Raw genomic sequence first — 23,820 nt, forward strand, 5'->3', positions numbered from 1 at the left:
AGTTAATCTGAATAATAGAGAGTTTTATCTATATTTTGAAAAATTATTATGAAAATATTAGAAATATTTAATATTCAATATGAATGGATTTTTTATGAATTTACTCACAATTTTTTTTTAAAAAAATGGAGTAGTATAGCCGTTATCATAATTGGTAAAATATTTCTATTTACTGGTTTATTAATTACTTTGGAATTTATTTTTAATAGGATAGTTCGTTTTATAGGAAGGAGAATTATAAGTTCTACTCATTTTGTTTGGGATAATATATTATATGAAAATAAAGTTTTTGATAGTTTAGCTCATTTTTTTCCATTATCAATTGGATTTATTTTAATAAAACCATTTTTTAAAAACTATCCTAAAATTATTCTATATCTAGAAAAAATATTCGATATCTTATTTGTATTGATAATTTTACAATCTTTGATTAGAGTAGTTAATTCAATTATGAGAATTTCTACTAGTGAAAATAATCATCAAACCATTGCAGTACGTTCTTTTTCACAATTATTAAAAATAATATCAGTTATGTTTTGTGTTTTGGTTATTATTTCCATTTTAACAAAAAATGATCTTATTACGGTTCTTACTAGTTTAGGGGCTATAACAGCTATTGTTATACTAGTTTTTAGGGATACAATTTTAGGATTTGTATCCGGAGTACAGATGGCTTCCACTAAAATGATCAAAGTAGGGGATTGGATAGGAATTCATAAATACAGTATAGAAGGGACTGTTATAGAAATCAATTTAACTTCTGCTAAAATAGAAAATTTTGATAAAACTATTACAAGTGTCCCTACTTATGATCTTATATCTACAGCAGTAACTAATTTTGAGGTGATGCGTAAAAAAAATATACGTAGAATAAAAAGATCTATTTTATTTAGCATACAATCATTTCAGTTTTGTAATTCAGAAAGTTTAGAAAAATTCCAACATTTTTATTTGATAAAAAATTATATTCACAGAAAAAAAAAAGAAATAGAAATTTTCAATAAAGGTAAAAATATTGATCTTAATATAGATATTAATGGAAGAAAATTAACTAATATTGGTATATTTCGTCAATATGCATTATCTTATCTACATCAACATCCTAAAATATCTCAATCGGAGACTTTGATGGTTAGACACTTAAATCCTACACCTTATGGTCTTCCTGTCGAATTATATTGTTTTACCAATACTTCTGAATCTATAAAATATGAACAAATACAAGCTAGTGTTTTTGATCATTTATTAACAGCCGCTAAAGAATTTAACTTAAAAGTAACACAAGTAACTACAAACCTTTATCCTTAAAAAAATAAAATATGGTAAAATTAAGTGTTAATTTAAATAAAATAGCAACATTAAGAAATGCAAGAGGAGGAAATATTCCAAATCTTTTACAAGTAGCGATAGATATTCAGAAATTTGGAGCAAAAGGGATTACTATTCATCCACGTCCTGATGAAAGACATATATCCTATAAGGATGTTTATGATATAAAATCTATTATTACAACTGAATTAAACATTGAAGGGAATCCTATCAATAAATTCATGAAATTAGTATTGGATATTTTGCCAAATCAAGTAACATTAGTTCCTGATTCAGAAAATGTGATAACATCAAATTCCGGATGGAATACAATTCTTTATCAGGATTTATTAACTGAAAAAATTAATAAGTTGAAAGATCATGGAATTCGTACTTCTATATTTTTGGATCCAAATCCAAAATTAGTTTCATCTGCAGCTAATACAGGTGCCGATAGAATAGAGTTATATACTGAAAATTTTGCGATAGGATACGCCAATAAAAAATGGAATTGTATTAATCCTTATATTATTACAGCGAAAGAAGCCATGAATCATCATTTATTAGTTAACGCTGGACATGATTTGAATTTAGAAAATATTTCTTTTCTAATTGAAAAAATTCCAAATATAGAAGAAGTATCTATAGGTCATTCCTTGATTAGCGATTCTCTTTACATGGGATTAGAAAATACAATTCAAACTTATTTAAAAAGAATTTATAAAGCTTGTAAAAAAAGTAAATAACAGATTAAAAAATTATGATTTTACATTCTAAAATTTTTGGAAATGGATTTCCAATATTAGTTTTTCATGGATTATTTGGTAATGGAAAAAATTGGATATCTTTTGCAAAAAAATTTTCTCAAAAATATCAAGTTCATTTACTGGATATTAGAAATCATGGAAAAAGTTTTTTTTCAAAAAAAATGGATTATGATCTTATATCAAAAGATATATTAGAATATATTCGTCATTATAATTTATTTAAAACGGTATTTATAGGTCATTCTATGGGAGGAAGAGCCGTTATGAAATTTTCCATGAATTATCCATTAATTCCTAAAAAAATTATAATTGTGGATATTAGCCCTAAGGCTTATTCTTCTAAATATTATAAAAATATTATTCAAATATTAAAAAGTGTAAATTTTAATGTTATTAAAACTAGAAAAGATCTTGATCTTTTTTTAAAACCATTGATTCAAAATGTAGAAATTCGATCATTTTTTTCCAAATGTACTTACAGAAAAAAAAACGGTAAATTATCTTTTTGTTTTTTCTTATTTGGAATTGAAAAAAATTATCATTCCTTAATTCATAAAGAAATTAAAGATGGTTGTTATAAACGTCCTGTACTATTTTTACGGGGGGAATATTCTGATTACATTCTTCCTAAGGATTTTTTTTTATAAAAAAATTATTTCCAAAAGCAAAAATTGTTACAGTGAAAAAATCCAAACATTGGGTTCATGTAGATAATTCTATAGATTTTTACAAAAAAGTATCTGATTTCTTAAACGAAAAAAAATAAATCCTAATTAGGATTTATTTCAAATAAATACTGCATAATTTCTAAATTTGCAAAAAAAAATCCCATATTATGATCTTGGATATTAATATGATTCGAAGTTTTTATTCAAATTTAAAATTTAGAATTAGTAAAATTAGAAATAAAATAGGTCGTCCTATGAACTATTCTGAAAAGATTCTATATTCTCATGTTTCAAATGAAATAGATTTAGATAACCAATATTCTAAGGAATCTTATTTAAATTTTTTTCCGGATCGTCTAGCTATGCAAGATGCTACAGCACAAATGACCATTCTTCAGTTTATGAAAACTGGAGAAAATAAAACGAAAATACCTACAACGGTACATTGCGATCATCTTATAAAATCTATAAATGGAGAAGAAGAAGATTTGAAGGAATCTATAAGAGAAAACCAAGAAATTTATGACTTTTTGAAATCAGCATCCTATAAATATGGAATAGGGTTTTGGAACCCTGGATCAGGAATTATTCATCAAATTGTTTTAGAAAATTATGCTTTTCCTGGAGGAATGATGATTGGAACAGATTCTCATACTCCTAATGCTGGAGGATTAGGTATGTTAGCTATAGGGATAGGAGGAGCAGATGCCGTAGAGGTTATGTCTGGATCCTTTTTAGAATTAAAAATTCCTAAAATTATTGGAGTTTATTTAAAAGGGAATCTAAATGGGTGGTCTTCTCCTAAAGATGTAATATTAAAATTATCTGGAATTTTAGGTGTTTCAGGAGCTAAAGGTTTTATTATTGAATATTTTGGAGATGGAATAAAAAACATTTCATGTACAGGTAAGGCTACTATATGTAACATGGGAGCTGAAGTTGGAGCTACTTCTTCTTTATTCCCATATGATTCAAAAATGAGAAATTTTTTGGATAAAAGCGGAAGAAAAGAAATATCTGAAATGGCGGACAAATTTAGCCAATTTTTAAAAGCAGATAGAGAAGTATATAAAAATCCATATAAATATTATGATAAAATAATAGAAATTGATCTAAATGTATTAGAACCACATATTAATGGACCATTTACTCCTGATCGTTCTATTCCAATTTCTAAAATGAAAGAAGAAGTGGTCAAAAATAATTGGCCTATCAAAATAGAAGTAGGATTAATAGGCTCTTGTACAAATTCTTCTTATGAAGATCTATCCAAATCCATTTCTATTGTTAAACAAGCGAAAAAAAAAAGATTAAAGATTTCTTCTGAATTCTTAATAACTCCAGGATCTGAAAAAGTATATCGTTTGATTAAAAAACAAGGATTTATTTCTATTTTTCATAGTATAGGAGCCAAAGTATTTTCTAATTCTTGTGGTCCTTGTATTGGACAATGGAGTAGAAAAGGAAATAATAAAAAAAGGGAAAATACAATTATTCATTCTTTTAATAGAAATTTTTCATCCAGAAATGATGGAAATCCTAAAACACATGCTTTTATAGCATCTCCTGAAATTGTTACTGCCTTAATTTTTTCCGGATATTTAACCTTTGATCCTAGAACAGATAAATTAAAAAATGAAATAGGAGAATATATAAAATTTGAAGAACCAAAATCTATAGATATGCCTATTTTTAAAAATTATAATTTAAAAGAATTAGGATACGAAAATCCAGAAAAAAATGGAAAAAATATATCTGTAAATATAAATCCAAAATCAAAAAGGATACAGCCTTTATCTGAATTTTCTTCTTGGAATAGAGAAGATTTATTAAATATTAGACTTTTAATAAAAGTAAAAGGAAAATGTACTACAGACCATATTTCCATGGCTGGTCCATGGCTTAAATATAGAGGTCATCTTGAGAAGATTTCTGAAAATTTATTGATTGGAGCTGTTAATGCTTTTAATAATAAAGTTAATGAAATAAAAAATATTGTTACAGGAAATTATGGAACAGTTCCTGATACTGCTAAATTTTATAAATTTAAAAATATTCCAACTTTAATCGTTGGAGATGAAAATTATGGAGAAGGATCTTCAAGAGAACATGCTGCTATGGAACCACGTTTTTTAGGAGTTCGTATAGTTCTTGTAAAATCTTTTTCCAGAATACATGAAACTAATTTAAAAAAACAAGGAATTTTAGCTTTAACTTTTTTTCATCCTTCCGATTATTATAAAATTCAAGAGGAGGATATTTTTCATTTCTATATAAAAGATTTTAGTCCTAAAAAAAGTATTGATGTAGAATTGATTCATAATAATGGAAATACAGAGATGATAAAAGTACAACATTCTTATAATAAAAGACAAATTCAATGGTTTATATTTGGTTCTTTTTTAAATTTTATTCGAGAAAAAAATAAAAATAATTTTATATGAATATTATCCATATTTTTTTATTAAAAAGCATTCGAATTTATCAAATAGGAATATCTCCATGGATAGGTAAAAATTGCAGATATATACCAACTTGTTCCAATTATATGATTCAATCTTTAACAAAGTATAGTCTTTTTAAAGCTATTTTAATAAGTTTGAAAAGAATTTTTAGATGTAACCCATGGGGTAATTCAGGATACGATCCTATAAAATAAAAATTATGTTAAAATATATTAATTGGGATCCCATTCATAAATTTATTTTATGGAAAGATTTCTCTATCCATATTTATAGTTTAATGTTTTTCCTATCTTTCGTAATAGGATGGTATATTATGAAATATATTTATAGGATAGAAAAGATCCATCAAAAGTATTTGGATTCTTTATTGGTATATACAGTTTTAGGAACTATTATAGGAGCAAGATTAGGACAGATATTTTTTTATGACATTTCATATTTTTCGGATCATTGGATAGAAGCTTTTTTTCCTGTAAAAGAAAATTCTTCTAAATTAGGAATAATAAAAGGTTATGAATTTATTGGATATAGAGGATTATCTAGTCATGGAGCAACTGTAGGAATTATTTTATCTATTTTTTTTTATAATAAAAAAAAACTTAAAAAATCCTTTTTTTGGATATGTGATAGATTATGTATTGTAGCTACATTATCTGCTGTTTTTATAAGAATTGGAAATTTTTTCAATTCTGAAATTGTAGGAAGACCATGCAATTCCTCGTTACCTTGGTCCGTAAAATTTTTACAAATGGATACAGGATATGGAGAGATAGTTCCTAGGCATCCAACTCAGATATATGAATCTATTGTTTATTTTTTCATTTTTTTATTTTTATGTTTTTTATATAGAAAAAAAAATATTAGGAATATTACTGGATATATATCTGGAATTTTTTTTATTTTACTTTGGTCTTCTCGGTTTTTATTAGAATTTATGAAAGAACCACAAGGAGATGAAATTATAAATATGTACTCTCTAAATACTGGACAATGGCTTAGTCTACCATGCATTATTTTTGGAATATTTATTCTTTATTTTTCTAGGAAAAAGAAACGTTTTCTTTCATGAAAAAAACAAAAATTTTATTTTTATTTATTTTATTTTTCTTTTCTTCTGAAAGAAGTGAAAATGAAGATTCCTTATTTTTTGATGTAGGAGATCAATTAGAGATTGAATTTTTAAAACATGGAGAATTGTATATGAAAAATGAAAACTTTTTTATAAAGAAAATTGATGTAGAATTAGCTAATAAAGATATAGAAATAAAAAATGGATTAATGTATAGATCTTTTCTAAAAGAAAATAGAGGAATGTTATTTTTTTTAACCAATAAAGAAGAGATTCATAAAATAAATATGAAAAATATGCGAATTCCATTAGATATTGTTTATATTGATTATTTTAATACCGTCGTTTTTATAAATAAATTTGTTTATCCTATGAATAGAATAGAAGAACTTAATATTCCTAGAATAAAATATATTTTGGAAATCAATGCTGGAATGGCAGATAAGTGGGGAATAAAACAAGGAACAACAAAAATTTTATTAACAAATACAGATAAAAAATATTGAATATTATTTAACTTTAAATTTCAAAAATTTAAAAAATTATAATCATTATGGTTTGTATATCTGATCAAGCTAAAAATAAATTGATTTCCATTATGAAAGAAGAAGGTCTTTCTAATGATTTTTCTTTCGTAAGATTTGGTGTTAAAAGTGGGGGATGTTCTGGATTATCCTATGAACTTACTTTTGATGAAAAAAAGAAAAAAGAAGATAAACTTTTTCAGTATGAAGGAATAAAAATATTAGTAGATGAAAATAGTTTTCCTTATTTAGTTGGAATAACATTAGAATACTCAGGAGGATTGAATGGAAAAGGATTTTACTTTAAAAATCCTAATGCTAAACATACTTGTGTATGTGGGAAAAGTTTTTCATCCTAATTATATTTCTATTTTATGAAAAAAAGGAATAAAATATTGGATAATTTTACTAGTTCTGAATATAAATATGGATTTTATACTCCAATAGAATCGGATAAAATTCCAGCAGGATTAGATGAAAATGTTATTCGAAAAATATCAGAAAAAAAAGAAGAACCAATATGGATGTTAAATTGGAGGTTAGAATCCTATTCTATATGGAAAAAGATGAAAGAACCAAATTGGGCAAATATAAAATATGAAAAACCCAATTTTCAAGAAATAAGTTATTATTCTTCTCCAAAAGAAAAAATAGATCTAGATAATTTAAATAAAATGGATCCAGAATTATTAGATACATTTAATAAATTGGGAGTTCCTATAAAAAAAAATATTTCTAGTATTGCTACAGATATAGTATTAGATTCCGTTTCTTTGGTTACTACATTTCAAAAAAAATTGGAGGATTATGGAATTATATTTTGTTCTATCAATGATGCTTTGAAAAAGTTTCCAGATCTTGTGAAGAAATATTTAGGTACTGTAGTTTCAAAAAAAGATAATTTTTATGCCGCTCTTAATTCAGCTGTATTTTCAGATGGATCTTTTTGTTACGTCCCAAAGGGAATTCGATGTCCTATGGAATTGTCTACATACTTTCGTATTAATGAAAATGGAACTGGTCAATTTGAAAGAACTTTAATTATTGCAGATAAAGACTCTTATGTTAGTTATTTAGAAGGTTGCACAGCTCCACAAAGAAAAGAAAATCAATTACACGCTGCTGTAGTAGAAATTATTGCTTTGGAAAATTCTGAGATTAAATATTCTACTGTTCAAAATTGGTTCCCTGGAAATAAAGAAGGTATAGGAGGTATTTTCAATTTTGTTACAAAACGTGGATTATGTGAAAAAAAAGCTAAAATATCTTGGATACAAGTAGAAATGGGGTCTTCTATTACTTGGAAATATCCATCTTGTATTCTAAAAGGAGATTTTTCTATTGGTGAATTTTATTCTTTAGCCTTAACCAAAGATTTTCAACAAGCAGATACAGGGACTAAGATGATTCATATTGGAAAAGAAACGAAAAGTGTAATTATATCAAAGGGGATTTCTTCTGGAAAGTCTAAAAATAATTATAGAGGATTAGTTAAAATTTCTTCTAAAGCTATAAAATCACGTAATTATTCTCAATGTGATTCCTTATTAATAGGGAATAAATGTCAGGCACATACTTTTCCATATATAAATGTATATAATTCTAATTCTCAAGTAGAACACGAAGCTACTACTTCAAAAATTGGAGAAGACCAAATTTTTTATTGTAATCAACGAGGAATTGATACAGAAAAAGCAATTTTTCTTATTATAAATGGTTTTAGTAATGAAGTTTTGAAAAAATTACCAATGGAATTTGCAGTGGAAGCTCAAAATCTTTTGGAAATTTCTTTAGAAGGATCTGTTGGGTAATGAAAAAATATTTTAAACAACTTATATGTTGATTATAAATAATTTACATGTTTCTATAGAAGAAAAAAAAATTCTTAATGGAATTAATTTGAAAATTAATTCAGGAGAAATTCATGTAATTATGGGACCTAATGGTTCTGGAAAAAGTACATTAGCTTCCGTTATTGCAGGAAAAAAAGAATATAATATAATTGAAGGAAATATTTTTTTTCAGAATAAAAATTTAATGAATTTTTCTCCAGAAGAACGTGCCCATTTGGGAATTTTTTTATCTTTTCAACATCCAGTGGAAATACCAGGAATTTCTGTAATTAATTTTATTAAAACGGCTATTAATGCATCTCGTAAAGCAAGAGGATTAGATAAAATGCCCGCTAAAGAGATACTTTTTAAAATGAAAAAAAAATCTGTTCTTTTAAATATTGAAAAAGATTTTTTTTATCGATCTTTAAATGAAGGATTTTCAGGAGGAGAAAAAAAAAGAAATGAAATATTTCAAATGTCTATGTTAAATCCCTTATTGTCTATTTTAGATGAAGTAGATTCAGGATTAGATATAGATTCATTACGTATTGTTTCAAAAGGAATTAATAAGTTAAAAAATAATAAAAATTCTATTTTAATTATTACTCATTACAAGAGATTATTAGATTATTTATTTTCAGATTATATTATGCATGTTTTATATGATGGAAAAATAGTTAAATCCGGAAATAAACAATTAGCTGATAAATTAGAAAAAGAAGGATATAATTGGGTTAAAAATGAAAAAAAAAAAAATTATTTGTCTAATTAATTAGATTCAATGTTATTAAAAGATAGAATTATCTCATCATTTTCAGAAATAAATTCTGATCTAAAATCTTCCTACTTATCCAGATTACGAGATCAATCGATCAATATTTTTAGGGAAAATGGGTTTCCCTCTACTGAAAATGAAGAATGGAGAAAGACGAATATAAATTCAATTATTAATCAGGATTATAAGATTTTTTCGAAAGAAAAAAAAATTCTAGAATATCATAAAATCGAAGAAATGGTTTTTCTAAAAGAAAAAAAATCTTTTCTTCTTATTTTTATTGATGGAGAATATAATTCTTTCCTATCTCATAGATATAATAATAATGAGAATAGAAGAAAAGATATTATTTTATCCAATATATCTTCACAAAAAGAAGAAAAAATTAAGAATTTTTATGGTAAATTATCACGTAAATATGATGCTTTTAATACTTTAAATACCATTTTTTCAAATGACGGAGGATATATTTATATTCCTAATAATATTTCTTTAAAAACTCCTATAGAAATATTACATATTTATACAGGAGTAGAATCAAAAATTCTATTAAATCCAAGAAATTTAATTATAGTAGGGGAATCATCTAAGGTTAAAATTATTGAACATCATAAATCTTTAAAAAGACATTTATTATTTAGCAATTCTGTTAGTGAAATTTATGCGTTTAATAATAGTCAAATAGAATATTATAAAATTCAAGATGATATAAAAGGAGATAATTTGATAGATAATACTTTTTTTCAACAAAACGTACATAGTAAATGTTCAGTTCATACTTTTTCTTTTCAAGGGACCTTTATCAGAAACAACCTGAATTTTTATTCTATCGGAGAAAATACTTCTTCTTCTTTATATGGAATTTCTCTTTTATCAGGAAAACAATTAATAGATCATCATACATTAATAGATCATTTATATTCAAATTCTTATAGTTTTCAATTATACAAAAGTATTTTATTAGAAAAATCTAAAAGCATTTTTAATGGAAAAATACTTGTTGAAAAAGGAATAAAAGGAATTAATGCTTTTCAGAAAAGCAATAATATTCTTCTTTCTGATGAAGCTTGTATATATGCAAAACCTCAATTAGAAATATTTTCTGATGAGGTGAAATGTTCACATGGTTGCACTATTGGAAGTTTTCATGAATCTGATTTATTTTATTTTCAATCAAGAGGAATTCCAGAAAAAGATGGTAAAATTTTATTATTACTTTCTATTTTAGAGGAAGTATTAAAACCTATTAATATTTTAAAATTGAAAAATATGATTTCTAATAAAATAAAAAAAAAATTAGGCATATATTTATAGTATATGTTTTCAAAAGAAAAAATTAAAGAAATTCGAGATCAATTTCCAATTTTAAAAAAAAAAATTTATTCAAATTCCTTAGTATATATAGATAATGCAGCTACTACTCAAAAACCTTTTCAAGTAATTAAAGCTTCAGAAGCTTATTATTCCACCATGAATTCTAATATTCATCGAGGATTACATTTTTTAAGTCAAGAATCTACTTTTTATGTAGAAAATGTAAGAAAAAAAATTCAAAAATTTATTCATGCGAAACATTCTTCAGAAATAATTTTTACAAAAGGAACTACAGAGTCTATTAATTTAGTAGCTTATAGTATTAGTTTTTTGATAAAAAAAGGAGATGAAATAATTATTTCCTATCTTGAACATCATTCTAATATTGTTCCATGGCAAATTCTTTGTTCAAAAAAAGAAGCTTTATTAAAAATAATACCAATTAATCAAGATGGTTTTTTACAATTAGAAGATTTTAATTTTTTAATTTCAGAAAAGACAAAAATTGTAGCAATTAATCATATATCCAATGTTTTAGGAATAATAAACCCTGTAAAAAATATTATTGATAAATCTCATGAATATGGAGCATTAGTTTTAATTGATGGGGCTCAAGTCCCATCTAATTTAGATTTAGATGTACAAGATTTAAATGCTGATTTTTATGCATTTTCCGCTCATAAAATGTATGGACCTACTGGGGTGGGAATTTTATATGGAAAGAAAAAGGTATTAGAGGCTATTGATCCTTATCAAACTGGAGGTGAAATGATTAATAAAGTAAGCTTTGAAACAACCACTTATTCTAATTTGCCATTTAAGTTTGAAGCTGGAACTCCAAATATAGAAGGAATTATTGTATGGGGAGAGGCTATAGACTTTGTAGAAAAAATAGGAGTAAAAAATATACAAGATTATAAAGGGAAGCTTTTAAGCTATGCTATAAAACTTTTAAGTAGAATAGATGGGATCCAATTATATGGAGTAAGTGATTTAAACAAAAAATCTAGTATTATATCCTTTAATTTAAGTAAATTACATTGTTTTGATGTTGGAAGTATTTTAGATCGTTTTGGAATTGCTGTACGGACTGGTCATCTTTGTGCTCAGCCTTTGATGAATTTTTTTAATGTAACAGGAATGATTCGTGCTAGTTTTTCTATATATAATACTTTTGAAGAAATAGATTATTTATTTGATAGTATTTTAAAAGCAAAAAAATTCTTATTAAAGCATTAAAAATTATATGATATACGCAATTGTGAATATTTTTGGGAATCAATTTAAATTGATTGAAAATAAATATATTTATGTTCTTCGTCTTACTTCTATGAAGTTAGGAGAAAAAATATGGTTAAATCAGGTTTTTCTCTTTTATAAAAATGGATTAACAAAGATAGGTACTCCTTTTTTAGAAAATATAAATATTCAAGTAGAAATTTTGCAACATTTAAAAGGAGATAAGATAATTGTATTCAAAAAAAAAAGGAGAAAAGGATATAAAGTAAAAAATGGATTTAGACCGTTATTTACAAAAATTAAAGTAATTTCTTTTTCAGAATTAGAAAATAAAAATATAAAAAAATTATAATTTATAATGGCTCATAAAAAAGGTTCAGGAAGTTCTAGAAATGGTCGTGATTCAGAAGGTCGAAGATTAGGAATAAAGATATATGGAAATCAATTTGTTAAATCAGGAAACATTATTGTTCGTCAACGTGGGACAAAACATCATCCTGGAACAAATGTAGGAATTGGAAAAGATCATACTTTATATGCTATAAAAACAGGATTTGTAATTTTTAAAAGAATAAAAAAAAACAAGTCCATTGTATCTGTTATATCAAAATAATGGAATGAGGCTGGGTAGTTCAATAGGATAGAGCAACAGTTTCCTAAACTGTAAGTTGTGGGTTCGAATCCCTCCCCGGTCACATAAAACATGAAAAAAATGGTCCCAGCTGGATTTGAACCAGCGACCTCCTGATTATGAGTCAGATGCTCTAACCGACTGAGCTATGGGACCTAAAAATACAATTTTACAAAAAAATTTTATTGATTCAAAAAAAAACTATACTTTTTTTAGTAAATTTAAGTTAGAAAACTTTTAGAATCATGGATTCCATTAAAAATAAAAAAATATCTTCAATATTTTATACGGAAATAGCAGAAATACTTCATCAAGAATTTAATAATGAAAATAGAGAAGGATTTTTAATTACCTTGACTAAAATTTGTATTAATACCGATATGAGTTTAATAAAAGGATATATAGCTATATACCCTTTTTTAAATAAAAATTTTTTGAAAAGAATTCGATTAAAATCTGGATTTTACAGAAAATTATTATCTAAAAAACTTAGATATCGTGTAAAAAAAATACCAAAATTGGATTTTCGTTTTGAAAATTCTTTTTCAATAAAAAACTTGATTGAATAATTTTTCTTGAGCCCTTCTTTTTACATAGCTATACGCTATTTCTTTTCTAAAAAAATAACTAATATTGTTAATATTATTATTTTTTTGTCTACTCTATCTCTTAGTATATCTACATTTTCTCTATCTTCTATTTTATCTGTTTTTTCAGGATTAGAAAATTTAAATATTAAATTTTATCAAATTAATTATCCTGATATAGTCCTTACTTCTTTCAAAGAAGAAAATATTTTCATAAATGATAGAATATTGAAAGAAAAAATGAAATCTATAAAAGGGATATTTTCTTTTTCTAAAACTATGGAAAAAATAGTGTATTTATATTATAAAAATAATAAATATTTTTTTCATTTAAAAGGAGTGGATTCCGAATATGGAAAAGTTATGAAAAATTTTAAAAAAATTATCTTTATAAAAGATGATAAATTATCTTATAACCAATTGAATATATATATAGGATTATCTTCTTTTTTCCCTTTTTTTCCATTATTGTTTATTGATAAAATAGAAAAAAATCCTATAAAAATTATTTGTTTTTTTTTTGATAAGAAAAAAAAAACTTATACCCCATTTATTATACAAAGAAGAGTAAGAATAAAAGGACTATTTCATTTTAGTCAAGAAGTAGATAAAAAATATTTATTTTGCGATATTTCTGAAATTCAAAAATTAATTCAAAAAAAAACTTTTCAATCCCTAGAAATAAAAATTCATAAAGGTAAAAATATAAATAATATAAAAAATCTTTTGAAAAAAAAATTCGGATCTAAATTTATGATAAAAACACGTATGGAAAAAGAAAAATCTTTTTCCAAAGTTATTAATACGGAAAAAATGTTTATCTATTTTTTATTATTTTTAATAACTTTAATTGCTGGTTTTAATTTAATTAGTGCTATTTTCATATTACAATTAGATAAGAGAGAAAATATTTTTATTTTATGGAGTTTTGGTTATTCTTTATATAGAATCAAAAAAATTTTTTTTCATATAGGAATTATTATTACTTTTTCTGGATGGTTTTTGGGAATATGTATATCATATGTTATATCTATGTTGCAAGATAGATATCATATTTTTAAAATTGGAGGAAAATTTCCTTTTCCAGTAAAATTTACAATAGGAGATTTTTGTATGACGACATGTATAATTTTAACAATAGGTGTAATCATATCTTTTTTTTCATCTAAAAGAATGAGTTATTTATTTATCTAAATAGTATTTTTTTAAAGGTTCTGATGCTACCACATTATAAAAAATTTCTTTTGCTTCTTTTTCAAAATCTTTAATATTTGGAAACCTATTAGAATAGTGCCCTAGTAGTAATTTTTTTACTTTAGCTTTTTTCGCTATATAAGCAGCTTGGTTAGCTGTGGAATGCCCTGTATTGATAGCTCTTATTTCTTCTGTTTTTAGAAAAGTTGATTCATGATATAATAAATCTATATACTTTATATGATCAATAATAGGAGAATAGTAGGAAGTATCTGAACAAAAAGCATAAGATAATATTTTAGGAGGATCAAATGTTAGTTGATAATTTGGTATTATTCTTCCTTCGTTAGTTTTAAAATTTTTTCCAAGTTTTAAGTCCTTATAATTTACGATATTAATATCAGGAATTTTTTTTATTTCTTCCATATTTAATTTTCTATTACTAAGTTTTTCTTTAAAAAGAAATCCATTAGCGTAAATTCTGTGTTTTAATGGAATAGTATAAACTTCTATTTTATCGTTTTCCATAATTTTTTCTTCTTTATTAGAAGATAATTCTATGTAATCTATAAAGTATTTTATTCGTGTATAAGACCATTTAAAGTGAGTCTCAATAATTTCTTTTAATCCTTTTGGAGCGTAAATATTTACTGATTTTTCTCTTCCTAATAAATGAAAAGTAGAAAGTAATCCAATTAGTCCGAAAAAATGATCTCCATGTAAATGAGAGATGAATATATGTATTATTTTATTAAATTTTATTTTTGCTTTTCTTAATTGAACTTGTGTTCCTTCTCCACAATCAATAAGAAAAACATATCCTTTCATTTCTAATATTTGAGCTGTTGGATAAAATTTTTTAGTTGGAATTGAAGAGTGACACCCTAAAATGGTTAATGAAGGTTTTTTCATTAAAAATAATATTGGTGATAATTCATGAATTTTATCATCTTTTTAAAAGCTATGATTCTATGACTTATTTTATTTTTTTATAAATATTTATATTTTAGAAAAAATAGATTTTTATCTATATAAAATCAGATCCAAATCCATTATTTCTCATAATTTTTTCTTTTTTTTAAAAAGAAAAACACAGCCAATAGTTGTGATTAAACTAATAATGGAAATGAACCAAAAATTAAAATTTTTCTGTTTTGAAAAAAGTTCTTCATTTTTAATGAAAAAAAACATGGTAAATAAGGCGAAAGCATTGTTAAATATATGTAATAAAATACAGTCTATTATGGAAGTTGTTGTAAAATAAATGAATCCTATAAAACTTCCAATAAAAAGTCCACCTACAAATTGCCATGGATTCATGTGAGTTAATCCAAATAAAAAAGAAGAAAATAAAATAGCTTTAATTGGATGTATTTTATTTTTTAACATTCCATTTAAAATAATTCCTCTAAAAAGAACTTCTTCACATATAGGAGCTAGTAATACGGTTGTAGAGAAAAATGGAATTGGATTTTTTACTTCTTCTTTAAAGAAATCTTCAATTTCTTTATACATATTTCCTAATAATTCTCCATCTTTTGGAACAAATGAAGAAATATAGTCATTCAATATAATTATACAAAACATTACACAAAAAAGAACTAAATAAATATACCATGGAGATATTTTAAATGATAATTCTATAATGAGATTTTTCTTTTGTGCTTGATAAGAAACGAAAATAAACAAAAAAATAAATGGAATTGTATACGATATAGAAAATATCATACTTTCAGGTAAATTTATAGCAATCAATAATTTTCTAAAAATTATATTGAAAAAATTTAAAACAGTAAATGCTAAAATTAAAAGAAAAGCTTCAGTATAACTTATTTTAAAATAATTCTTCATAAGAAATAAAATTTCATTCAATTCCTAAAATTACTTTTACTAGAGTTAGTATAATATTTAGTATTATGTAGTATTATACACATATTTTTACGAAAGTCTAGTATTTTTACTTTATAGAATTTTACAAATCATATGTTTAATTAATTTAATATTTTTTGAATTCAATCATTTTTCAATTGTATTTTTGTGATAAACAAAAAAATGAAAGGTAAAACAATTTTTTTTAAAAAATCGGATAATTCATTCAAGATAAAAAATAATAAAATCTATTATGTTCTATTTTGATCTAGATACTTTGTTTAGATCTTATAATTCTCTTATTAAGGATGATACTATAACCTCTTCTAGAATTTTTAAATATTCTAAATTATTGAAAATGGTCAAGAAATACGAGAATATATGTTCTATTATACCCGTAGGATTTTCCATAGAAGAAAGAATAATTTTCAAATTTCAATGGGGTAAGGGGGATTTTAAAATTTTTATTTGGTCCCAAATGCATGGGAACGAAACTACAGGTACAAAATCGATGTTTGATATTTTTCATTTCTTTTCAAAAGAAAAAAATCACGATTTAGTTAGATTTTTAAGGAAAAAATTAACTATTTTATTTATTCCAATGTTAAATCCTGATGGTTCTGAAAAATTTCAAAGGAGAAATGCTGTAAATATAGATTTAAATAGAGATGCTATTCGTTTACAATCTCCAGAAATTAAGATATTATTTCATGAAATAAAGAAGAGTAACCCCCATATTTTATTTAATTTGCATGATCAAAAAAGTATTTATAATATTGGAAATAAATATTTCAATCCAGCTATTTTATCATTTTTATCTCCTTCAGTGGAAGGAGATAAAAAAATAACTGATAAAAGAAAAAAATCGATGGGTTTAATATATTCTATTGAAAAAAAAATGAGAGGTATATTACCAAATATAGGTTCTATAGGAAGATTTTCCGATAAATTATATCCTACAGCTACTGGGGATAATTTTCAAAAATTAGGTTATCCTACTATTCTTTTTGAAGCAGGATGTTTGCCTAAAGATACTCAAAAAGAGATAGTTAGAAAATATAATACTTTTTCTATTCTTTTAGGTTTTTATTTTCTTTCTACTAAGGAAAGTAATCTTGAAAAAGAATACAAATCTTATTTTTCTATTCCTGAAAATAAAAATAATTTATTTGATAAAATTTATAGAAAAGTTCAAATAGAAAAGGGTAAATACCAATTTTTGGTTGATATAGGAATTAGGATTATAGAGAAATTTGATCCTATACAAAAAAATATTAATTTGGTTTCCAAGATTGTTGATATAGGAGATTTATCTCATTTTTTTGCATATGAAGATACTATTTTTAATGGAAAAAAGTTTTATAGAAAAAGAAAAAAAGAAGGTGAAAATTTTCCAGAAATTGGAGATCAAGACTTATTTAATATTTTTTAACTTTATTTTCTAAAATTAGAAACTGTTAATTTTTTTCTATTTTTTTTTCTTCTTCTAGATAGAAGATTTCTACCATTTTTTGTATTCATACGTTTTAGAAACCCATGAATATTAACTTTTTTTCTATTAGAAGGTTGATAAGTTCTTTTCATAAAAAATTTTAAAAATTAAAATATTTTATATTATTTTTTTTATAATAATGGTTTCTAATTGTTCTTCTATTATAAAGATTTTTTTATTATTTTTTTCTATAATTTCAATATAATAAATCATGGGAAAAGGTTTTTCTTTAAAAAGTTTTTTTTGAAAAAAGATATTTCCTTTTTTAAAAATATTTGATTTTATAAAAATAGGATTGCAAAATATAGTGTTTTTTTTACATTTTTGTATATTATTTTTGTTTATTTCAATTATTATTTTTTTATTTTTTATATTATTATTCAATATTTTTTGATGATAAGAGGTCGAAGTATTACGATAAGAATAGTATAAAATTAAAATACCAATAATAAAACCTGTTAAAAAAAAAGAAAAACGCCTCATAAGATTCATGATCTATTACAAAAATATATTTGGCAATTCCTAAATTACATAAAGTTTTTGAATATCAAATTCATTGATTATAAAATTGATTTTTGATATCGAGTATAATATATATATTATTGATATATAATAATTTGAAAAATTATATTAGAATCAAATTCATAAATAATTTACTAAAATTATTTTAATAAATGTGATAAAAGTTAGTTATAAAAAACTAAAAGTATAGGGAGTCAACTCCTCCCCCTAATTTTTAATATTAATTAATTTATGTTGGATAAGCAAAAAACCATTGCAAAAAAAATTTCTTTGAAAGGAATAGGGTTATACACTGAAAAAAAAGTTACTATTACTTTTAAACCAGCTCCAGAACATACAGGGTTTATTTTTGTTAGAACGGATATAAAAGGTAATCCTTGTATGAAAGCCAATCTTTCCTTTTTATTAAATGAAACAGAAAAAGGAATTATTCTAGAAAATAATGGATTGAAAATTCGAACTAGTGAGCATGTACTTGCCGCTTTGACAGGTATGGATTTAGACAATGTTATTATAGAATTAGATAGTATTGAATCTCCTATAATGGATGGATCTTCCAAATATTTCGTAGAAGCCATTGAAAAAGCTGGAATTATAGAACAAAATGCAGAAAGAAAATATTTTTCAATAAAAGAAATTATATCTTATGAAGATTCAAAAACAGGAGGAGAAATTATTGCTTTACCTTCTAGAAAGTTTGAAATAGTAATCCTAATGGATTTTGATTCAGAATTTATTGATACACAAAATGCTGTATTAAAACATTTAAATCAATTCCAGAAAAAAATAGCAAGTTCAAAAACTTTTTGTTTCCTTTATGAAAAAGAAGGAAAAATTTTGAATCAAAAAGATTTATTTTCTTTACATTACACTTCTAACGAAATAGCTAAACATTATCTTTTAGATATTATTGGTGATTTAACTTTAATAGGAGTAAAATTAAAAGGTAAAATAATAGCTTATAAACCATGTCATCATATAAATACTCAATTTGCAAAAAGATTGATAAAAAAAATTAAAATATTCAAAAAAAAAGATATTCCTAAATTTGATTTAACAAAAAATCCTCTATTTGATATAAAAAGTATTATGAAAATTTTACCTCATAAACCTCCATTTCTTTTAGTAGATAAAATTATAGAATTAAAAGAAAATTATGTAATAGGAGTAAAAAATGTCACTATGAATGAACCTTTTTTTATGGGACATTTTCCTAAAGAACCAATAATGCCTGGAGTTTTACAGATAGAAGCTATAGCACAAGTAGGAGGGATTCTAGTTTTAAACAAACTAAAAAATCCAGAATCTTATTCTACATATTTTTTAAAAATAGACAAAGTAAAATTTAAACAAAAAGTAGTTCCTGGAGATTTACTAGTTTTTCAAGTAGATTTGTTAGAACCTATAAGGAGAGGAATTGTTCATATGCAAGGAAAAGGTTATGTAAATAAAAAACTGGTAGTTGAAGCAGAAGTATTGGCAAAAATAATGAAAATTGATTGATTTTTTTAAATTCCTATTAGATAAAGAAAAAATTTGGAACATTAAATTTTAATAAAATGTATACAAATATCAAAAAAGGATTGTATATATTACACAATAATGAAATATACAAAATAATTGATTTTCTTCATGTCAAACCAGGTAGGGGATATGCTTTTGTAAGAACTAAATTAAAAAATATTATTACAGGTCATATTTTAGAAAATAATTTTTCAGCTAAACATAAAATAAAAAAAGAAAAAATCGAATCCGATTCGTATTGTTATTTATATAGATATGGTAACTTATTTCATTTTATGAATACCAAAAGTTATGATCAGATACAAATTGAAAAAAAGTTAATGAAAAATATAGAATTCTTAAAAGAAGGAATGAAATTCACTATTTTTTTTCATGTTAAAAATAAAAATAATAAAATTTTTTTATTTATAAAAATCCCCCCTACAGTTATTTTAAAAGTTAAATATACAGAATCTGTAAAAAAAGGAGATACTATTAATAATGCTAGTAAAATTGCTGTTTTAGAAACAGAAAATAAATTATTAGTTCCTTTATTTATAGACTCTGGAGAATACATTAAAATTAATACGGATAGTAAATCCTATATAGAAAGAGTTAGAAAATAATAAATAAAATATGTATTTTATTTTAATAGATATAAAATTATATCAGAATATCAGATAAAGAATTATGAGTATCTTGATAGATAAGAACATTCGAGTTATTGTACAAGGGTTAACTGGAAAAGAAGGCTTGTTTCATACTGAAAGGATGATAAATTATGGGACTAATATAGTTGGAGGGGTAACTCCTGGTAAAGGAGGTAAGATTTATTTAGGAATTCCTATTTTTAATACTATGTATGATGCTGTTAATAATACTGGAGGTGATGTAAGTGTTATTTTTGTTCCTTCTTTATTCGCATCAGATGCTATTATGGAAGCAATCAGTATGAATATTAGAGTAATTGTATGCATAACTGAAGGAATTCCAGTTTCAGATATGATTCGAGTAAAATATTTTTTAAAAGGAAAAAAATCACGATTAATTGGTCCAAATTGTCCTGGAATTATTTCCTCGGAAAAATCAAAAGTTGGAATTATGCCTAATCTAGTTTTTAATAAAAAAGGAGGAGTAGGTATTGTATCCAGATCTGGAACACTTACTTATGAAGCCGCAGATCAAATAGTAAAATATGGATATGGAATTTCTACGGCTATTGGTATAGGAGGAGATTCTATTATTGGAATTAATATACAAGAAATTTTAGAGTTATTTTTGAAAGATGAGGAAACAAAATGTATTGTTATGATTGGAGAAATAGGTGGAAAATTAGAAATTGATGCTGCAGAATGGATAAAGAAATCAAAAAATAAAAAACCAATAATAGGATTTATAGCAGGTCAAACAGCTCCTAAAGGACGTACAATGGGTCATGCTGGAGCTATTATAGGAAAAACATCAGAAACTGCAAAAGTAAAAATGGATATTATGAAAAAATGCGGAATACATATTGTTTCCTCTCTTGCATATATAGGAATGAAGGTAAATGAAATTCTTCATGAAAAAGAAAAATAATGGATAGATTTTTAATAACTGGATTAGGTAATCCAGGTAAATTATATCAAAAAACAAGACATAATTTAGGTTTTTTTATTTTAGATCAAATATCAGAAAAATATTTTTTTTCTTTTTCTCAAAAAAAATTAGGGTCTCTTTCAGAATTCATTTTTCAAGAAAAACAAATTTTTTTTCTAAAACCTTCTACTTATGTTAATGAAAGTGGTTTATCTGTTAAATATTGGATGAACAAAAAAAAAATACTATTAAAAAATATTCTTATAATATCTGACGATATTTATCTTAATTTTGGAAATATTCGTTTAAGAGGAAAAGGAGGTGATGGTGGACATAATGGATTGAAAAGTATTGAAAAAGAATTAAAAAGTTCTCATTATGCACGTCTTCGTTTTGGGATTAAAAATGATTTTTCTAAAAAAATAAATTATGTATTAGGAATTTGGAATAAAAATGAATTGAAAAATATACTTAATAGATTAGAAATAAGTATTAATGTAATATTTTCATTTACTTTAAATGGATTACAAAAAACAATGAATTTATTCAATAAAAAAAATTTAGAATAGTATATAAGTATAAATTTTATAGAAGATATGAGTATTATGATTTCTATTAAATTAGTTCGAATTTATTCAAGGTTATCATTAATAGAGTAAAAATAATAAATTATGTATGCATTACATTCGTAACTTTTGTATCATTGCACATATAGATCATGGAAAAAGTACTTTAGCTGATCGTTTATTAGAATTTACAAAAACAGTTCCAGAAGGATATAGACATCAATTGCTTGATGATATGGATTTAGAACGAGAACGAGGGATTACTATTAAAAGTCATGCTATTCAAATGGAATACAAATATAAAAATCAGGAGTACAAATTGAATTTAATAGATACTCCAGGGCATGTGGATTTTTCCTATGAAGTATCACGTTCAATTTCTGCTTGTGAAGGGGCTCTATTAGTTGTAGATTGTACTAAAAGTGTACAAGCACAAACTATATCTAATCTTTATTTAGCATTAAAAAAAAATCTTGTAATTATTCCAATTTTAAATAAAATTGATTTATCTAATTCAAGATCTGAAGATGTTATAGAAGAAATTATAGAACTAGTAAAATGTAAATCGGAAGATATTATTTCTGTTAGTGCTAAAAATGGATTGGGAATTAAGGATGTTTTAGATAAAATTGTCACACATATTCCTCCTCCAAATGGAGATAATAAGGCCCCCCTACAAGCAATGATTTTTGATTCTTTTTATAATTCATTTACTGGAGTAGTTGCTTATTTCAGAGTAAAAAATGGAATCATACAAAAGGGGCAAAAATTGCGTTTTATGTCTACAGAAAAAATTTATTGTGCTTATGAAATAGGTATTCTTAAATTAAAACGTATTTCTAAAAATAAGATTGAAGCAGGAGATGTAGGCTATGTAGTTTCTGGAATTAAGAATACTTATGAAGTAAAAGTAGGAGATACGATTACTGATGCTAAAAATCCATCTTTAAAAGCTATAAGTGGATTTGAAGAAGTAAAACCTATGGTTTTTGCTAGTATTTATCCTATAAATTCTGATAAGTATGAGGAATTACGATCTTCTATAGAAAGATTGCAATTGAATGATGCCTCTCTTACTTTTAGTTCTGAATCTTCACCTGCTTTAGGATTTGGATTTCATTGTGGTTTTTTAGGTGTCCTTCATATGGAAGTTGTGAAAGAACGTCTTGAACGTGAATATGGAATTACTGTCATTATTACCATTCCTAATGTTTCTTATAGAGTTTTTATGAAAAAAAAATTAAATAAGGTTATTATTGTGAATAACCCTTCAGATTTTCCAGAAATGGAAAAAATACAAAGAATAGAGGAACCTTATGTTTTAGTTTCTGTTATTACCAAAGAAAATTTTATAGGGAATGTGATATCTTTATGTATAGGAAAAAGAGGAAATATGATTGGAGATCAACATTATTTAACCTCTTGTAGAATTAAAGTTACATTTGAAATTCCTTTATCTGAAATAATATTTGATTTTTATGATAAATTAAAAACAATATCTAAAGGATATGCCTCTTTTGATTACCATTTTTTAGGTTATAAAAATTCTGATTTAAAAAAAATTACTGTATTAATTAATCATCAAAAGGTAGATCCTTTATCTCTTTTAGTCCATAAAGACAAAGTTTTTTTTATAGCAAGAAAAATATGTAAAGAGTTATCAATTCTGATTCCAAAACATCAATTTAGTATACCTATTCAAGTTTCTGTTTCTGGAAAGATTATTGCTAGAGAAACTATTAAATCCCTAAGAAAAAATGTAACTGCTAAATGTTATGGAGGGGATGTTTCTAGAAAACGAAAACTTTTGGAAAAACAGAAAAAAGGAAAGAAAAAAATGCGTCAGATAGGAAAAGTTGAGATTCCTTCATCTACTTTTGTAAATTTTTTAAAAATTAATTAAAAATTTTTCAA

26 protein-coding genes and 2 tRNA genes are annotated in these 23,820 nt (G+C 24.3%); 23 read left to right on the forward strand and 5 right to left on the reverse strand.

Annotation, left to right across the window (positions count from 1 at the left end; genetic code table 11):
• Positions 1-48 precede the first annotated feature (48 nt).
• From DM815_RS00075 to DM815_RS00145, 15 genes are all read left to right on the forward strand, one after another.
• Positions 49-1,308, forward strand: coding sequence for a mechanosensitive ion channel family protein (locus tag DM815_RS00075; protein ID WP_110508388.1), 1,260 nt, complete (start codon positions 49-51; stop codon positions 1,306-1,308).
• Positions 1,309-1,319: 11 nt separating this feature from the next.
• The gene (locus tag DM815_RS00080; RefSeq protein WP_110508390.1) at positions 1,320-2,054 is read left to right on the forward strand and encodes a pyridoxine 5'-phosphate synthase; all 735 of its coding nucleotides are present in this window, start codon (positions 1,320-1,322) and stop codon (positions 2,052-2,054) included.
• Between the two features lie 14 nt (positions 2,055-2,068).
• Positions 2,069-2,722 (forward strand): alpha/beta fold hydrolase, encoded by a 654-nt coding sequence (locus DM815_RS00085; RefSeq protein WP_235610008.1) that lies wholly within the window; start codon positions 2,069-2,071, stop codon positions 2,720-2,722.
• Between the two features lie 188 nt (positions 2,723-2,910).
• A complete protein-coding gene (locus DM815_RS00090; protein ID WP_110508392.1) occupies positions 2,911-5,187 on the forward strand; it encodes an aconitate hydratase in 2,277 nt (758 codons plus the stop codon).
• Positions 5,184-5,402: a membrane protein insertion efficiency factor YidD gene (yidD, locus tag DM815_RS00095; RefSeq protein ID WP_110508394.1), complete on the forward strand. Its 219-nt coding sequence runs from the start codon at positions 5,184-5,186 to the stop codon at positions 5,400-5,402. Before DM815_RS00090 ends, yidD begins: the two co-directional genes overlap by 4 nt.
• A 5-nt stretch (positions 5,403-5,407) precedes the next feature.
• A complete protein-coding gene (lgt, locus tag DM815_RS00100) occupies positions 5,408-6,277 on the forward strand; it encodes a prolipoprotein diacylglyceryl transferase (protein WP_110508396.1) in 870 nt (289 codons plus the stop codon).
• Positions 6,274-6,783, forward strand: coding sequence for a DUF192 domain-containing protein (locus DM815_RS00105; protein WP_110508398.1), 510 nt, complete (start codon positions 6,274-6,276; stop codon positions 6,781-6,783). The genes lgt and DM815_RS00105 overlap by 4 nt, the downstream gene beginning before the upstream one ends.
• A gap of 47 nt (positions 6,784-6,830) precedes the next feature.
• Complete coding sequence (locus DM815_RS00110) at positions 6,831-7,160, forward strand: HesB/IscA family protein (protein WP_110508400.1); 330 nt, start codon at positions 6,831-6,833, stop codon at positions 7,158-7,160.
• A 15-nt stretch (positions 7,161-7,175) separates the two neighbouring features.
• Complete coding sequence (sufB, locus tag DM815_RS00115; protein WP_110508401.1) at positions 7,176-8,612, forward strand: Fe-S cluster assembly protein SufB; 1,437 nt, start codon at positions 7,176-7,178, stop codon at positions 8,610-8,612.
• Between the two features lie 25 nt (positions 8,613-8,637).
• Positions 8,638-9,408, forward strand: coding sequence for a Fe-S cluster assembly ATPase SufC (sufC, locus tag DM815_RS00120; RefSeq protein ID WP_110508403.1), 771 nt, complete (start codon positions 8,638-8,640; stop codon positions 9,406-9,408).
• 9 nt (positions 9,409-9,417) lie between these two features.
• On the forward strand, positions 9,418-10,725 hold the full coding sequence (sufD, locus tag DM815_RS00125) for a Fe-S cluster assembly protein SufD (protein ID WP_110508405.1): 1,308 nt from the start codon (positions 9,418-9,420) through the stop codon (positions 10,723-10,725).
• Between the two features lie 3 nt (positions 10,726-10,728).
• On the forward strand, positions 10,729-11,964 hold the full coding sequence (locus DM815_RS00130) for an aminotransferase class V-fold PLP-dependent enzyme (protein ID WP_110508407.1): 1,236 nt from the start codon (positions 10,729-10,731) through the stop codon (positions 11,962-11,964).
• Positions 11,965-11,971: 7 nt separating this feature from the next.
• Positions 11,972-12,316, forward strand: coding sequence for a 50S ribosomal protein L21 (gene rplU / locus DM815_RS00135; protein WP_110508409.1), 345 nt, complete (start codon positions 11,972-11,974; stop codon positions 12,314-12,316).
• Positions 12,317-12,322: 6 nt separating this feature from the next.
• Complete coding sequence (rpmA, locus tag DM815_RS00140) at positions 12,323-12,577, forward strand: 50S ribosomal protein L27 (protein ID WP_110508411.1); 255 nt, start codon at positions 12,323-12,325, stop codon at positions 12,575-12,577.
• An 8-nt stretch (positions 12,578-12,585) separates the two neighbouring features.
• Positions 12,586-12,659 (forward strand) — tRNA-Arg (locus tag DM815_RS00145).
• 18 nt (positions 12,660-12,677) lie between these two features.
• On the opposite strand, the gene DM815_RS00150 is transcribed toward DM815_RS00145, so the two are convergent.
• Positions 12,678-12,751 (reverse strand) — tRNA-Ile (locus tag DM815_RS00150).
• Positions 12,752-12,840: 89 nt separating this feature from the next.
• On the opposite strand from DM815_RS00150, the gene DM815_RS00155 reads away from it, so the two are divergent.
• Together DM815_RS00155 and DM815_RS00160 are read left to right on the forward strand one after the other, a co-directional pair.
• Complete coding sequence (locus DM815_RS00155; RefSeq protein ID WP_110508413.1) at positions 12,841-13,164, forward strand: ribosome-binding factor A; 324 nt, start codon at positions 12,841-12,843, stop codon at positions 13,162-13,164.
• An 84-nt stretch (positions 13,165-13,248) separates the two neighbouring features.
• Positions 13,249-14,376: an ABC transporter permease gene (locus DM815_RS00160; protein ID WP_235610009.1), complete on the forward strand. Its 1,128-nt coding sequence runs from the start codon at positions 13,249-13,251 to the stop codon at positions 14,374-14,376.
• On the opposite strand, the gene DM815_RS00165 is transcribed toward DM815_RS00160, so the two are convergent.
• Complete coding sequence (locus DM815_RS00165; protein ID WP_110508416.1) at positions 14,365-15,288, reverse strand: ribonuclease Z; 924 nt, start codon at positions 15,286-15,288, stop codon at positions 14,365-14,367. The two genes, DM815_RS00160 and DM815_RS00165, sit on opposite strands and share 12 nt — an antisense overlap.
• Positions 15,289-15,435: 147 nt before the next feature.
• Positions 15,436-16,227 carry a type II CAAX prenyl endopeptidase Rce1 family protein gene (locus DM815_RS00170; protein ID WP_110508418.1) on the reverse strand — a complete coding sequence of 264 codons (792 nt, stop codon included), beginning with the start codon at positions 16,225-16,227 and terminating at the stop codon, positions 15,436-15,438.
• 271 nt (positions 16,228-16,498) lie between these two features.
• Here DM815_RS00170 and DM815_RS00175 point away from each other — a divergent pair, with 271 nt between their 5' ends.
• Positions 16,499-17,677, forward strand: coding sequence for a M14 family zinc carboxypeptidase (locus tag DM815_RS00175; RefSeq protein ID WP_110508420.1), 1,179 nt, complete (start codon positions 16,499-16,501; stop codon positions 17,675-17,677).
• Positions 17,678-17,679: 2 nt separating this feature from the next.
• Here the strand turns inward: DM815_RS00175 and rpmH are convergent, their stop codons facing one another.
• Both rpmH and DM815_RS00185 read right to left on the reverse strand, forming a co-directional pair.
• The gene (gene rpmH, locus DM815_RS00180) at positions 17,680-17,829 is read right to left on the reverse strand and encodes a 50S ribosomal protein L34 (RefSeq protein WP_110508422.1); all 150 of its coding nucleotides are present in this window, start codon (positions 17,827-17,829) and stop codon (positions 17,680-17,682) included.
• Positions 17,830-17,854: 25 nt separating this feature from the next.
• Complete coding sequence (locus DM815_RS00185) at positions 17,855-18,220, reverse strand: hypothetical protein (RefSeq protein ID WP_235610010.1); 366 nt, start codon at positions 18,218-18,220, stop codon at positions 17,855-17,857.
• Between the two features lie 270 nt (positions 18,221-18,490).
• Here DM815_RS00185 and fabZ point away from each other — a divergent pair, with 270 nt between their 5' ends.
• The 5 genes from fabZ (at position 18,491) to lepA (ending at position 23,809) form a co-directional block, all read left to right on the forward strand.
• Complete coding sequence (fabZ, locus tag DM815_RS00190; protein WP_110508426.1) at positions 18,491-19,762, forward strand: 3-hydroxyacyl-ACP dehydratase FabZ; 1,272 nt, start codon at positions 18,491-18,493, stop codon at positions 19,760-19,762.
• Positions 19,763-19,818: 56 nt separating this feature from the next.
• Entirely contained in the window at positions 19,819-20,388 is a 570-nt protein-coding gene (locus tag DM815_RS00195) for an elongation factor P (protein ID WP_110508428.1), read from the forward strand.
• A 64-nt stretch (positions 20,389-20,452) separates the two neighbouring features.
• The gene (gene sucD / locus DM815_RS00200; RefSeq protein WP_110508430.1) at positions 20,453-21,340 is read left to right on the forward strand and encodes a succinate--CoA ligase subunit alpha; all 888 of its coding nucleotides are present in this window, start codon (positions 20,453-20,455) and stop codon (positions 21,338-21,340) included.
• A complete protein-coding gene (pth, locus tag DM815_RS00205; protein WP_110508431.1) occupies positions 21,340-21,909 on the forward strand; it encodes an aminoacyl-tRNA hydrolase in 570 nt (189 codons plus the stop codon). Before sucD ends, pth begins: the two co-directional genes overlap by 1 nt.
• A 106-nt stretch (positions 21,910-22,015) precedes the next feature.
• A complete protein-coding gene (gene lepA / locus DM815_RS00210; protein WP_110508433.1) occupies positions 22,016-23,809 on the forward strand; it encodes a translation elongation factor 4 in 1,794 nt (597 codons plus the stop codon).
• The last annotated feature ends 11 nt before the right edge of the window (positions 23,810-23,820 follow it).

Source organism: Blattabacterium sp. (Cryptocercus kyebangensis) (assembly GCF_003226855.1).
Taxonomy (GTDB): Bacteria; Bacteroidota; Bacteroidia; order Flavobacteriales; family Blattabacteriaceae; genus Blattabacterium.

Coding starts and splice junctions, on each gene's coding strand:
- DM815_RS00075 (WP_110508388.1), top strand. CDS start 49: ATGAAAATATTAGAAATATTTAATATTCAATATGAATGGATTTTTTAT.
- DM815_RS00080 (WP_110508390.1), top strand. CDS start 1,320: ATGGTAAAATTAAGTGTTAATTTAAATAAAATAGCAACATTAAGAAAT.
- DM815_RS00085 (WP_235610008.1), top strand. CDS start 2,069: ATGATTTTACATTCTAAAATTTTTGGAAATGGATTTCCAATATTAGTT.
- DM815_RS00090 (WP_110508392.1), top strand. CDS start 2,911: ATGATCTTGGATATTAATATGATTCGAAGTTTTTATTCAAATTTAAAA.
- yidD (WP_110508394.1), top strand. CDS start 5,184: ATGAATATTATCCATATTTTTTTATTAAAAAGCATTCGAATTTATCAA.
- lgt (WP_110508396.1), top strand. CDS start 5,408: ATGTTAAAATATATTAATTGGGATCCCATTCATAAATTTATTTTATGG.
- DM815_RS00105 (WP_110508398.1), top strand. CDS start 6,274: ATGAAAAAAACAAAAATTTTATTTTTATTTATTTTATTTTTCTTTTCT.
- DM815_RS00110 (WP_110508400.1), top strand. CDS start 6,831: ATGGTTTGTATATCTGATCAAGCTAAAAATAAATTGATTTCCATTATG.
- sufB (WP_110508401.1), top strand. CDS start 7,176: ATGAAAAAAAGGAATAAAATATTGGATAATTTTACTAGTTCTGAATAT.
- sufC (WP_110508403.1), top strand. CDS start 8,638: ATGTTGATTATAAATAATTTACATGTTTCTATAGAAGAAAAAAAAATT.
- sufD (WP_110508405.1), top strand. CDS start 9,418: ATGTTATTAAAAGATAGAATTATCTCATCATTTTCAGAAATAAATTCT.
- DM815_RS00130 (WP_110508407.1), top strand. CDS start 10,729: ATGTTTTCAAAAGAAAAAATTAAAGAAATTCGAGATCAATTTCCAATT.
- rplU (WP_110508409.1), top strand. CDS start 11,972: ATGATATACGCAATTGTGAATATTTTTGGGAATCAATTTAAATTGATT.
- rpmA (WP_110508411.1), top strand. CDS start 12,323: ATGGCTCATAAAAAAGGTTCAGGAAGTTCTAGAAATGGTCGTGATTCA.
- DM815_RS00155 (WP_110508413.1), top strand. CDS start 12,841: ATGGATTCCATTAAAAATAAAAAAATATCTTCAATATTTTATACGGAA.
- DM815_RS00165 (WP_110508416.1), bottom strand. CDS start 15,288: ATGAAAAAACCTTCATTAACCATTTTAGGGTGTCACTCTTCAATTCCA.
- DM815_RS00170 (WP_110508418.1), bottom strand. CDS start 16,227: ATGAAGAATTATTTTAAAATAAGTTATACTGAAGCTTTTCTTTTAATT.
- DM815_RS00175 (WP_110508420.1), top strand. CDS start 16,499: ATGTTCTATTTTGATCTAGATACTTTGTTTAGATCTTATAATTCTCTT.
- rpmH (WP_110508422.1), bottom strand. CDS start 17,829: ATGAAAAGAACTTATCAACCTTCTAATAGAAAAAAAGTTAATATTCAT.
- DM815_RS00185 (WP_235610010.1), bottom strand. CDS start 18,220: ATGAGGCGTTTTTCTTTTTTTTTAACAGGTTTTATTATTGGTATTTTA.
- fabZ (WP_110508426.1), top strand. CDS start 18,491: ATGTTGGATAAGCAAAAAACCATTGCAAAAAAAATTTCTTTGAAAGGA.
- DM815_RS00195 (WP_110508428.1), top strand. CDS start 19,819: ATGTATACAAATATCAAAAAAGGATTGTATATATTACACAATAATGAA.
- sucD (WP_110508430.1), top strand. CDS start 20,453: ATGAGTATCTTGATAGATAAGAACATTCGAGTTATTGTACAAGGGTTA.
- pth (WP_110508431.1), top strand. CDS start 21,340: ATGGATAGATTTTTAATAACTGGATTAGGTAATCCAGGTAAATTATAT.
- lepA (WP_110508433.1), top strand. CDS start 22,016: ATGCATTACATTCGTAACTTTTGTATCATTGCACATATAGATCATGGA.